This window comes from Mycobacterium sp. P7213, assembly GCF_900604305.1.
In the GTDB taxonomy this organism is placed as follows: Bacteria; Actinomycetota; Actinomycetes; order Mycobacteriales; family Mycobacteriaceae; genus Mycobacterium.
Genome location: NZ_UWOA01000086.1, coordinates 1 through 13,625, shown reverse-complemented (window position 1 = coordinate 13,625; position 13,625 = coordinate 1). Strand labels below are relative to the sequence as shown.

Sequence of the window (13,625 nt, the reverse complement as noted above, 5' to 3'; positions counted from 1 at the left end):
CCACCGGCGGCACCGAGGCCCTGGGTGCCGGCCTTGCTGCCGCTACCCCCGAGGCCACCATTGCCACCATTACCACCGGAGGTGCCGGACTCACCGGCAGTGCCGTCACCACCGGGGGTGACCGCGTTCGTGCCGGCCTTGCCGGTGTAGCCGGCACCACCGGTGGCGCCGTTACCGCCATTGCCGCCCACACCCGCGGCGGCGTTGCCGCCACCGACCTGGGTACCCCCGGCGCCACCGTTACCACCGCTACCACCGGAACCACCATTGCCGCCGGACACCCCGGCGGTGGTGGAGTTGGCACCGGCCAAGCCGTTACCACCGGCACCACCATTGCCACCCACACCGGCGGTGCCATTGGCACCGTCAGCGGCCTTACCGGTCAGGCCGGTGCCACCGATACCGCCGGCGGCGGCGTTCCCGCCGGCACCACCAGCACCACCATCGAAGCCATCGACATGCCCGGCGTTGCCGTTGGCGCCGGCAGCGCCGTTGCCGCCCTGGCCACCGGACCCACCAGCACCACCGGCGGCACCGAGGCCCTGGGTGCCGGCCTTGCTGCCGGTCCCCCCAGCGCCACCACTGCCGCCGTTACCACCGGAGGTGCCGGACTCACCGGCCGTGCCGTCACCACCGGGGGTGACCGCGTTCGCCCCGGCCTTACCGGTGTAGCCGGAACCACCCGTAGCGCCGTTACCACCATTGCCGCCCACACCCGCGGCGGCGTTGCCGCCACCGACCTGGGTACCCCCGGCGCCACCGTTACCACCGTTACCACCGGAACCACCATTGCCGCCGGACACCCCGGCGGTGGTGGAGTTGGTGCCTGCCAAACCGTTACCACCGGCACCACCATTGCCACCCACACCCGCGGTGCCGTTGGCACCGTTGCCCGCGGGACCACCCAGGCCGGTGCCTCCGATACCGCCGGCGGCGGCGTTCCCGCCGGCACCACCAGCACCACCATCGAAACCATCCACATGCCCGGCGTTGCCGTTGGCACCCGCAGCACCGTTACCGCCCTGTCCACCGGAACCACCAGCACCACCGGCACCACCAGTGCCCTGGGTGCCGGCCTTGCTGCCGCTACCCCCGAGGCCACCATTACCGCCGTTACCACCGGAAGTGCCGGACTCACCGGCAGTGCCGTCACCACCGGGGGTGACCGCGTTCGTGCCGGCCTTACCGGTGTAGCCGGAACCACCCGTGGCACCGTTACCACCATTGCCGCCCACACCGGTCGCGGCGTTGCCGCCACCGACCTCCAGACCACCGGTGCCGCCGTTACCCCCGGCGCCACCGGAACCACCATTGCCGCCGGACACCCCGGCGGTGGTGGAGTTGGTGCCTGCCAAGCCGTTACCACCGGTGCCACCATTGCCACCGAGGCCGGCCTTGCCGTTGGTGCCATCGCCGGCCTTGGTGACACCATCGCCGCCGAGGCCACCGCTACCGGCCGCCCCGGCGTTACCGCCCGCACCACCGTTACCACCGGCGGTGCCATCGACCTGCCCGGCCGTGCCATTGACACCGGCAGCACCGGTGGCACCCGCGCCACCGTTACCACCGTTACCGCCAACACCACCGAGACCATCGGCGCCGTCGACATTGCCGTCACCGCCGGCGCCACCGACACCACCATTGCCACCGACACCACCATTGGTACCGCTGGCGCCCGGTGTTTGGCCGGCCAGACCGTTGCCGCCGTTGCCGCCCTTACCGCCGCCACCACCGGCGCCACCATCACCCTGGGTCGCCCGRSTCACCCCRTCGGCYTGCAGACCACCCAGACCACCATCACCACCCGCACCACCAGCACCACCATTGGTGCCGTCGATCCGCCCGGTACCGGTGTTGGAACCGTGCAGGCCATCAAAGCCCGTACCCCCGGCACCACCCTTACCACCGACACCCGCGACACCGTCACCGCCATCAGCAGCGGTGGTGCCATCACCGTTGTCACCCCCGGCGCCACCGACACCGGCGTTACCCCCGGCGCCACCGGCCTGCCCGGCCGTGCCATCCACATGGGTGGCCGTGCCGTTGACACCATCGCCACCGGCGGCACCGGCACCACCGTCACCGCCTTCACCACCGACACCACCGGCGCCGTGGTCACCGGCCACCGTGCCGGTACCGCCGACACCACCGGCACCACCGGCACCACCATCGCCGCCGTTCTCCCCCGCAGCACCCGCAGTCGCCCCGGCCAGCCCGTTGTAGCCGGCGCCACCAGCACCACCGGCACCACCATCACCACCATCGCCCTGGGCAGCCCGGGTCACACCGTCAGCCGTCAGGCCGCCCTGGCCACCATTGCCCCCGGCGCCACCGGCCTGGCCCGCCCCGCCATCGGGATCGGCCTGCGTCCCCGCATCCCCGGCAGCACCGTCCTTACCGTCACCACCATCACCACCGACCGCAGCAGTACCCGCCGCCGCCCGCGTCGTGCCATCAGCCTGCAGACCACCCAAGCCCGCGTTACCACCAGTGCCACCATTGCCGCCCGCGGTCCCCGCCGCCGCACCACCATCAGAGGCCGCGTCATAGCCGGCACCACCCACACCACCATTACCGCCCACACCCGCGACACCATCAGCGCCGTCGGCCGCATGGTTGCCGCCACCGGAATCACCCCCGGCACCACCAGCACCGGCATTACCCCCGGTGCCACCGTGACCACCGGCCGTGCCCTCGGGGTCGGCGGCCGTACCCGCCGTACCCGCCGCACCGTCAGCACCCGCGGTGCCCGAACCACCCTTACCGCCGACACCACCGGCGCCATGAACACCGGCGACCGAACCCGTGCCCCCGGTGCCACCGGCACCACCGACACCACCATTGGTGCCCGAAACACCCGCGCCCGCACCCTCAGCGACCGCGTCATACCCGGCGCCACCCTTGCCGCCCTTACCACCATCGCCACCGGCACCCTGCGCCGCACGCGTGACGCCGTCAGCCTTCAGGCCACCCAGGCCACCGTTACCCCCGGCGCCACCGGCCGCACCCGCACCACCGGCCACCCCCGCGGTGTGACTGTCCGTCCCCGCAGCACCGGCCTTACCGTCACCACCGGCACCACCGACACCGGCTACACCCGCAGCACCCCGCGTGCCATCAGCTTCCAGACCGCCACGGCCCGCATCACCACCGACACCACCATTGCCACCGGCCGTACCCGGGGCCGCAGACCCATCAGAAGCCGCGTCATAGCCGGCGCCACCGACACCACCATCGCCGCCCTTACCGGCCGCACCCGCGATACCACTGGCGGCCTGACCACCCGGCCCCTGACCACCGGCCCCGGCTAGACCGGCGTTACCTCCCTGCCCACCGGCCTGACCGTCAAACCCATCCGGATGCCCCGCAGTGCCCGCCCCACCATCGACACCATCAACACCATCGCCACCATTACCGCCGTTACCACCCACACCACCGGAGTCCTGGGAACCGGCCGCACCCGAAGCACCATCACTGGCAAACCAGCCACCCGCGCCACCCGCACCCACCTGGCCCGCCGCGCCACCATTACCACCCACACCGCCGTTACCGCCATGGGTCCCGTCCGCACCGGGCGCAACACCATCAGCGCCATGGGCGCCATCACCACCGGCGCCGCCCTGACCGCCATCCCCGGCGTTACCGCCCTTACCGCCGGCACCGAACCAATTCGAACCCCGGCCGCCGGCACCACCGTTACCGCCGTTACCGCCGTTACCCCCAGCACCGCCATTACCGTCGCCCCCATTGGCGAAACTACCGTCCACACCCGCCACACCAGCAACACCATTACCACCATTGCCGCCGGTGCCGGCCGTACTGAACACACCCCACAGCGCCGCGTCACCACCAGCACCACCATTACCACCCGGAGTGCCCAGGTCTAGCGCATCACCCCCGTGACCACCGTTGCCACCACTGCTGAACCACGAGAACATGCCGGCATCCCCACCATCGCCGCCATTGCCCCCATCAAGGCCATCGCCACCATCGCCACCATGGCTGGACCACCCGAACAAGCCACCGCCGCCACCATTGCCACCAGTGAGACCGTCACCCCCGGCACCACCACTGCTCGAGGAGGCAAACCAGCCCAAATCACCACCATTGCCGCCATTACCACCATTGCCGTTGCCACCAGCGCCACCACTGGTGTTCCACCACCCCGACCGGCTGCCGCTACCACCATTGCCACCGTTGACGCCATCCCCACCGGCACCACCATTGCTCGACGAGGCAAACCAGCCCACGCCCCCACCATTGCCGCCGTTGCCGCCGTTGCCGTCACCACCAGCACCACCACTGGTGTCCCACCACCCCAACAGGCTGCCGTTACCACCATCACCACCATTGACGCCGTCACCACCAGCACCACCATTGGCGAACGAGGCAAACCAGCCCACACCCCCGCCATCGCCACCATTACCACCAAAACCATCACCACCGGCACCACCGCTGCTGCCAAACCACGACAGCAGCCCACCACTACCACCATCACCACCGTTGAAGCCATCGGCACCACCACCACCGCCGAACAAACCACCCTGACCACCCGCGCCACCGTCATCGCTGGCGCCGGTGCCATCGGCATCCCAGCCCGCACCACCCGTGCCCCAGATCCAGCCGCCCGCACCACCGTTGGGGTCAGCCGCCGTACCATCTGTGCCATCACCAAACGGCATCAACCAATTGACGTCATTCCAGTCCCACGAGTTGCCGCCGAAGTCACTCCACGTCCAACTGAAATCCGCCGAACCCAGGGCGTTGACGTCCAGATCGGCCAGCAGCGAATCCCAGATGGCCGTGTCGCCGAGACCGTCGAAGAAGGGCGTCCAGCTGACCGGGTCAAGGATCACCTGCCAGGAATCCAGGTCGGCGAAGTTGGTGTTGAGACCGGTGAAGGCGTCACCCAGTCCCTGTCCGAACAGGTCGAACAGCACGTCCTCGACATCGGCCTGCGCCGCCGGCGCTGATGCCAGCGGCCCCATCCCGAACGCCAGGAAAGCGCCCACCGCGCTTCCAGCCCCGAGAACCCGCTTGCTCCGACCACGGTCCTGACGATGACGAGCCACCAAAACTCCCTAAGCCGATGCATAACCCACCCGTAACGGGTCTTATGGACGTTGAGGTTAACTGAGATTTGTCATTGGTCAACTCCAGTTCACTGACCCGGACTGCACTCCGGCATGGCCTTTGAGCTGGGCTTTTCGTCTCCAAGCCTGGGCCGCTTGGTTATTTTCCCCTATAAGTTCTCAGGGAAAAGACAGGCGACGCTGCCCGTGTGGCCCCCCGGAATCGAATCAGCACCGGCTGCGCGACGCGCAACCGGTGCTGACCAGGACAGAGCAGCAGAATCTGCCTTCAGGTTGACCAGGGCCTTCTTGGTGATCAAAACGGGTGCTCCGCTGCGCTTCGGCGAGCACACCCCAGAAATCGCCGCACGGCTGGAACGGCGGAGCCACTGACTAAGCTGCCCCCGTGGCCGAGAACATCCCCTCCCACTCCCCGCTGCACCTGTCTACCCAGGTGTGGCGTTTCCTGGTCACCGGCGCGCTGTCGGCCGTGGTGGACTTCGGGCTGTATTTGCTGCTGTATCTGGGCGCAGGCGTCAAGGTCGACCTGGCCAAGGCGGTCAGCTTCGTCGCCGGCACCACCACCGCGTACCTGATCAACCGGCGCTGGACGTTCCAGGCGGCGGCCAGTACCAGCCGGTTTGTGGCAGTGATGGCGCTGTACGCCTTGACGTTCGGGGTGCAGGTGGGGATCAATCACCTGGTTCTGGCCCTGCTGGACTATCAGCGCTGGGCGCTGCCGGTGGCGTTCGTCGTCGCGCAGGGCACCGCCACCGTCATCAACTTCATCGTGCAGCGGACGGTCATCTTCCGGGCACGCTGAGCTCGGTCGCGAGCGCCAGCCTGTTGCGACGCGCGGCGGTCCGACATCGCCTGCGATGTCGGACCGCCGTTAACGCCCTCTGCTACGGGTTGTTCGCGCCGTTGGCCCCGTTGGTGCCGGGGGTGCCGTTGGGCTGGGCGTCGCCGCCGTTACCGCCGTTACCGCCGACTCCGCCACCGACGTTGGTCAAGCCACCGGTGCCACCGCTACCGCCGTTGCCGCCCTTGCCGGTGCCACCGACACCCGGGGCGGTGCCGGCACCGCCGTCCCCGCCGTTACCGCCGGTCGCGGTCCAGCCGGTCTGGGTGGTGCCGTTGGTGACGCTGACGATGCCGTTGCCGGCCGTGCCGCCGTTACCGCCGAGGGATCCAGCGCCGCCGTCTCCGCCGTTACCACCGGTCACGGTGGCGTCGGTGACCGTGCTGCCGTTGGTCGCCGTAATGGTGGCGGTGCCACCGGCACGGCCGAGCCCGGTGGTTCCGACCGCGCTGTCTCCACCGTTGCCGCCCGTCGCCGAGCTGTCTTCGATGGTGCTGCCGCCGCTGGCAGTCAGGGTCGCGCCGCCACCGGCTACCACGGCGCCGGCGTCACCGCCGGTGAGGTGGGTGTTGTTGACCACGCCGCCACCGCTGGCATTTATGTTGGCTCCACCGCCGGAGGCGCCGTTGGTGCTGGCACCGGCGATCACGCTGCTGTCGGTGACAGTTCCGCCGTTGGTGGTGACGTTCGAGCTGCTGCCCTGCCCGCCGGTCCAGCCATTCGCCGCGACGCCGGTGATGCCGGTGGCGACGTCGCCGACACCATTGGTCCGAATGACGCTCTCACCTCCGCCTTGGCCGTTGACGCCGCCCTGGCCGACGCCACCATTGCCGCCGGTCATGTTGCCGTCGGCCTTGCTGTTAGCACCATTGGCGTAGACCGCTCCGGGCCGGCCTGCGCCGCCGGTGTTGCCCGCACCGATGCCGGCGCCGCCGTCGCCACCTGTGCCGGAGCCACTGGCCTCGGAGCCGCTGCCCCCGAGGGTGCGTACCTGCCCGGTCCAACCGGCACCACCGGTGCCGCCGGCGATGCCCGCACCGCCGGTACCCCCGTACCCGCTTCCGGAGGCCTTCGAGTTATCGGCAGCCGTGAGCACGTTGCCCGAGCCGCCGGCACCACCCTGGCCACCGCCGGTCGCCAAGCCGCCGGCACCACCGAGGGCATACCCGCTGGCGCTGCTGTTCGTGGCGCTGTAGGACAAGAAGCCCGCCTGGATCGAGCCGCTGCCGCCAGCGCCGCCCTTACTGCCGGCCCCGTCGCCGCTGCCGCCGGCACCGCCGATACCGGTACCGTCCGCGGTGCTGCCAGCCCGCTGGGCGAAGATCCCGCCCTGAGCGCCGGCACCACCGGTACCGCCGTTCGTACCGGCACCACCAGCACCGCCGGTGCCCGTGCCGCCCGCGGTGGCACCAGTAACCGAAGCGGAAACGGCGCCCTGACCCCCGGCACCACCCGTGCCGCCGGTGCTGCCCGCACCCCCGGCACCACCAGTGGCCGTGCCCTCGGCCGTCGCACCGGAGGCCGTCGCCGCAACCACGCCCTCACCGCCGGCACCGCCCTTGCCACCGTCACTGCCGGCACCACCGGCACCACCGGTGGCCGTGGCGTCGCTGACGTCACCACCGTTACTCGCGGTGATGGTGCCCGCGCCACCCTTGCCACCGATGCCGCCGTTGGCATCACCCACACCGGCCTTACCGCCAGTCGCTGACGAGTCGGTGACGGTACTGCCGACACCGGTCGCGGTGACCGTCGCCCCACCACCGGCTGCCGTGGCAGAGCTGTCCGCGGCTGTCGCGGAGCTGTCCGTGATGGAACCACCGCTGGAGGCGGAGACCAAGGCGGCGCTTCCGGCACCACCGGCACCGCCGTCACCGCCAGTGGCGCTGCCACCGGAAACACTGCTTCCAGTACCGATGGCCTCAACCCTGCCCTGACCACCATTGGCACCGGTAGCACCGTGACCGCCGGTCGCGGTGCTGTCGCTGACGGTGTTGTTGCCGGCCACGGTGCCGTTGATGTTGATGATGCCATTCCCACCGGTGCCGCCGTTGACGCCGCCCAGGCCGTCCCCGCCGTTACCGCCGGTCGCGGTGCCCTCGGCGGAGCTGTTGACGCCAAGACCGGCCGAACTCCCCACACTGACAGCCCCTCGACCGCCGGCCCCACCCGTGTTGCCGGCGCCGGTGCCGCTGCCGCCGTTACCGCCGGTGGCGGTGCCGCTGGCCTCGGTGTCGTGACCCATGGTCACCACCTGACCGAGCGCCCCCGCACCACCGACACCGCCGTTGATGCCGGCACCGCCGGCGCCACCAAAGGTGTTGCCAGAGGCCTCGGAGTCATTCCCGGTGGCCAGCACGGTGGACATCCCACCGACACCGCCGGTGCCGCCGCCGGTAGCCGCACCGCCGGCACCGCCCAAGGAATATCCGCTGGCGGTGCTGCCGGCACCGCCGGAGTAGAAGCCGGTCTGAATCCAGCCACCGCCACCGTCGCCACCCTTGCTGCTGGCCCCGTCGGCGCTGCCGCCGGCACCACCGATACCGGTACCGTCCGCGGTGCTGTCGACCCGCTGAGCAAATGCGCCACCCTGAGCGCCGGCACCACCGGCACCGCCGTTGGTGCCCGCACCACCAGCACCGCCGGTGCCCGTGCCGCTGGCCGTGGCACCGTCAGCCGAGGCAGAAATGGCGCCGTGGCCACCGGCCCCGCCCGTGCCACCGGTGCTGCCGGCACCACCAACACCGCCGGTGGCTGTGCCGTCGGCCGAGGCACCGGCGGCCGTCGCCGCAACCCAGCCGTCACCGCCGGCGCCGCCCTTGCCTCCGTCACTGCCGGCACCGCCGGCAGCACCGCTGGCCGTGGCGTCGCTGACGTCACCACCGTTACTCGCGGTGATGGTGCCCGCACCACCCTTACCGCCGACGCCACCATTGGCATCACCCGCACCAGCACTACCGCCAGTCGCGGAGCCGTTGGTCACGCTGCTGCCAGCACCGGTCGCGGTGACCGAAGCGTTGCCACCAGCAGCGGTGTCACTGCCGTTACCACCGGTGGCGTCACCGTTGTTGATAGCGCCACTGCTGGACGCGCTCAGGCTCGCTGTGCCACCACTGCCGCCGTTGCTCCCGTTTGCGGTAGCCGAGCCGGCACCACCGGTGCCGCCGTTACCGCCGGTCGCGCTGCTGTCAGAGGAGATGGTGCCGCCTGTGCTGGTGGTGATGCTGGCCGTGCCACCATCACCACCCTTGCCGCCGTCGTAACCGTCACCGCCGACACCACCGTCGCCACCGTTACCGCCGGTAGCTACGCCACTGCCAACTGCGGCCGCGGCGTTGGCTCCCGCGCCGCCCTGGCCACCACTGCCGCCGTTGATACCACCGGCACCACCGTCGCCACCGTCGCCGCCGTTGCCGACATTGCCGTTCCAGTCGCCGCCGATACCGCCGGCGCCACCTTGGCCGCCGTCACTGCCGAGGCCGTCACCACCGGCGCCGCCGTTGCCACCGTCACCGCCGGAGTTGACGTCACCGTTGGAGGTCTGGCCACCAGACATCCAGAAGGTGCTGTTGCCACCGGCACCGCCGTTGCCGCCGACTGCACCACCGGTGCCATCGGCACCACCGTCACCGCCGTTGCCACCAGCCGAGGTTCCATTGATGATCTGAGTGCCTGCGGCCCCGGACGGGTCATAGGCCTGAATCCAGCCCATGCCGCCGTCAGCACCGTCGCCACCCAGGCCCTGGCCACCGTTACCGGAGGTCGCAACCCCGCCGGTGATGACCCCGTTCAGAGCCGCGACGTTGGTGAACCCACCGTCACCACCGTTGGCTCCCGCCACGCTGGCATCACCGCCGTTACCGCCGGTGGCCTGAGCGTCAGCGACACCGGTACCAGCAGCCATTACCAGTACGTCACCACCGTCACCGGCCAGGCCACCGTTGGTGGCGACACCGCCGTTACCGGCGGTAGCAGAACCACTCACAGTCCCACCGGTAGGAGGCGTGTTGCCTGAGTAGCCAGCCTGCAGGTCAGCCGTACCACCGTCGCCGCCGACACTGCCAGCCCCGGTGCCACTCCCACCGGTGCCACCGGTAGCGGTACCGGTGACCGTGCCACCGGTAGCAGTGACGTTCGCCCCACCACCGACACCGCCGGTGCCACCGGTGCTACCGGCACCACCGGCACCGCCGGCGGCCGTGGCGTCGCTGACGTCACCGCCGCTACTCGCGGTGATGGTGCCCGCACCACCCTTACCGCCGACACCACCGTTGCCATCGCCCGCACCGGCGTTAGCTCCGGTCGCGTGCGAGTCAGTGACGGTACTGCCGGTGCCGGTCGCGGTGATCGTGGCCCCACCGCCGACTGCGGTGTCGGAGCCGACCCCGGCGGTAGCGGAGCTGTCCGTGATGGTCCCACCACTGGAGGCGGTCACCGAGGCAGCGCTGCCGTTACCGCCGGCAGTACCGTCACCACCGGCAGCGCTGCTGCCGGTGATGGTGCTTCCGGTGGCGGCAGCCGAAATTCTGCCCTCACCGCCGTTGGCGCCGGTGACACCGTTCCCGCCGGTCGCGGTGCTGCCACTGATCGTGTTGTTGGCGGTCGAGGTGCCGCTGACCGTGATGACGCCTTGTCCACCGTTGCCGCCGTTGACCCCGCCCTGGCCTGCCCCGCCGTCACCGCCGGTCGCGGTGCCCTCTACGGAGCTGCCATTACCGCCCACGCCGCTCGAGCTGCCCACACTGATGACGCCGCGGCCGCCGTCCCCGCCGGTGTTGCCGGCGAGGGTGCCACTGCCGCCGTCGCCGCCGGTGGCGGTGCCGGCGGCCTCGGTGTTGTTGCCCATGGCCACCACCTGGCCGAGCGCTCCCGCGCCGCCCTTACCGCCGTCGATGCCCGCACCGCCGGCACCGCCGTAGGTGTTGCCTGAGGCCTCGGAGTCATTCCCGGTGGCGAGCACGTTGGACTGCCCACCGACACCGCCGGTGCCGCCGCCGCTCGCCGAGCCACCCGCACCGCCGAGGGAATACCCGCTGGCGGTGCTACGCGCGCCGCCGGCGTAGAAGCCGGTCTGGATCGAGCCGCCGCCGCCGGCGCCGCCTTTACTGCCGGCCCCGTCGGCGCTGCCGCCGGCACCGCCGATACCGGTACCGTCCGCGGTGCTGTCGACCCGCTGAGCGAAGGCACCACCATTGGCGCCGGCACCACCGACGCCCCCGTTAGTGCCCGCACCACCGGCACCACCTACACCGATACCAGTGGCCGTGGCACCCGAAGCAGTCGCCCAAAGCCGACCCGCACCACCGGCGCCGCCCGTGCCGCCGTCGCTGCCGGCACCGCCAACACCACCGGTGGCCGAACCCTCGACACTGCTACCAGCGGCAATCGCCCTGGCCGCGCCCTCACCACCGACACCGCCCTTACCGCCGTCGCTGCCAGCACCACCGGCACCACCGGTGACCGTGGTGTCGCTGACCGCACCGCCGTTACTCGCGGTGATGGTGCCCACGCCACCCTTGCCGCCGATGCCGCCATTGGCATCACCGGCACCAGCATCGCCGCCCGTCGCCGTCGAGTCGGTCACGCTGCTGCCAGCACCGGACGCGGTGATCGAAGCGTTGCCACCGAGCGCGCTGTCATTGCTCTGCCCCGCGGTCGCCGAACTATCGGTGATGGTGCCGCCACCGGTGGCCGATATGGACCCGTTGGCGCCGTCGTAGCCAGAGTCCCCGCCGACGGCCGCACCGCCATTACTTCCTTCGGCCGAACCACCATCGATGGAGCTTCCGGCACCGTCCGCGTTGACATCGGCGTAGCCGCCGGTACCGCCGTGGGCGCCGGCCTCGGTGGTGGTGCCGTCAGACCCGTCACCACCGGCACCGCCGGTGGCAGTGCTGTTGGTGACGACGCCGCCGTTGGTGCCCTCAACGCGGGCGCCGCCACCACCGCCACCGCCACCGCCGCCGTAGCCGGGTCCGGTGCCGTCAGCGGTAGCGCCGGTTCCACCGGTTCCGCCGGTTCCGGCTACCGCACCGGCACCGATCTCGGCACCGTCTCCACCGTTACCACCGTTGCCGCCGTTTCCGTTGTCGCCTCCGTCGGTTCCGGTGCCGCCACGACCACCGGTCCCACCGGTGCCACCAGTCTGTGCGTGGTTGTTGACGACTCCCTGACCTTCACCGCCGTGACCGCCGCGACCACCGGTGCCGCCATTGCCGCCCCCGACGCCGCCGATACCGGAACCACCCTCGCCGCCGGCACCGCCGTCGCCGCCGGTTCCGGCCCGGTCGCCGAGGCCTCCGCCACCGCCGTAGCCACCGATGCCTCCGTTACCGCCATCGCCGCCGGTGCTGTCGGCACCGTCCGTGCCTGCCGCGCCGTTACCCGCACCGCCAGTGCCGACAGCWCCGGCTTCACCACCGGTCGCGGCGCCGCCGCCCTTGCCGCCGGAGCCCCCGTTCCCAGCCGCCTGAGTGCCATCGCCGTCACCGCCGTTGCCGCCGACACCGCCGACACCACCGGAACCGGCGTTACCGCCGTCACCGGCGTCGCCGCCGACACCGGTTGCGGAGTTGCCGCCGGCACCACCCTTGCCGCCGGCACCACCCGCACCGGCGTTACCGCCGTTACTGCCGGATTCGCCGCTGCCAACCAGCGCGTTGTAGCCGGCACCACCGTCACCACCGGCGCCACCGGCGCCGGCGTTGCCACCGTCGCCGCCATCACCGGCAAGCGAGCCGCCGGCACCACCCTGGCCACCGTTGCCGCCGGCGCCGCCGACACCGCCTTGGGTGCCGTCGGTGCTGCTGTCGGTGCCGACGTCGCCGACGAGACCGGTGGCGCCACCACCACCCTGGCCGCCGTTGCCACCGTTACCGTGATCGCCACCGTCACCACCGGCACCACCGTGGCCGCCTGCGGTCCCCGGCACCGCGCCTAGATCGCCGGCTGCGTCATAACCGTCGCCACCCTTACCGCCGTTGCCGCCGCTGGTCGGCGCTGCGCCGTCCGTGCCGGCACCACCTGACACCGCGCCGGAACCCGCGCTGCCTGCCGCGCCTCCGGTACCGACGTTGCCGCCGTCACCGCCGTTGCCGCCGTCGGGGTTGGTGGCGTCGCCATCTGCTCCATCGCCGCCGTTACCCGCCGCGCCACCAGCGCCACCGTTACCTGCGTTTCCGCCAGTACCGGTCGCGCCACCAGAGCCGCCGTTACCGCCGATACCACCGGCGCCACCACTGCTGCCGTCCTCACCGTTGTCGCCCGCGGCAACACCGTTCTGACCGGTGTAGCCGGCACCGCCCGCACCACCGGTACCGCCGTTACCGCCGTCGCCATCGATGGCGTTCGGACCAACGACGTTGGCGCCACCGGCACCACCATTACCGCCGTTACCACCGGCGCCACCCTTGCCGCCGTCGACGCCGAGAGTGCCTTGGGTGCCGGTGAAGCCGTTACCGCCGTCGCCGGCGTCGCCGCCGGCACCCGCGGTGCCGTTGGCACCGTCGGCGGCCTTACCACCCAAACCGGTGCCACCGAGGCCGCCGGCGGCGGCGTTACCGCCGTCACCACCACTGCCGCCGTCGAAGCCGTCGATGTGCCCGGCGTTGCCGTTGGCGCCCGTAGCACCGTTGCCGCCCTGGCCGCCGGACCCACCGGCACCACCGGCGGCACCGAGGCCCTGGGTGCCG

Annotated in this window: 3 protein-coding genes; 1 reads left to right on the top strand and 2 read right to left on the bottom strand. The window is 71.3% G+C overall.

From position 1 onward, the window contains the following. Positions 1 to 5,072: PE family protein (locus EJK91_RS22020; protein WP_164518056.1), on the bottom strand; the 5,072-nt coding region annotated here is incomplete at its 3' end. Between the two features lie 406 nt (positions 5,073 to 5,478). Here EJK91_RS22020 and EJK91_RS20880 point away from each other — a divergent pair. Next, positions 5,479 to 5,895 (top strand): GtrA family protein, encoded by a 417-nt coding sequence (locus EJK91_RS20880; protein WP_125079863.1) that lies wholly within the window; start codon positions 5,479 to 5,481, stop codon positions 5,893 to 5,895. A gap of 82 nt (positions 5,896 to 5,977) precedes the next feature. On the opposite strand, the gene EJK91_RS22015 is transcribed toward EJK91_RS20880, so the two are convergent. Next, a partial coding sequence (locus EJK91_RS22015; RefSeq protein WP_164518055.1) for a beta strand repeat-containing protein occupies positions 5,978 to 13,625 on the bottom strand: 7,648 nt, incomplete at its 5' end.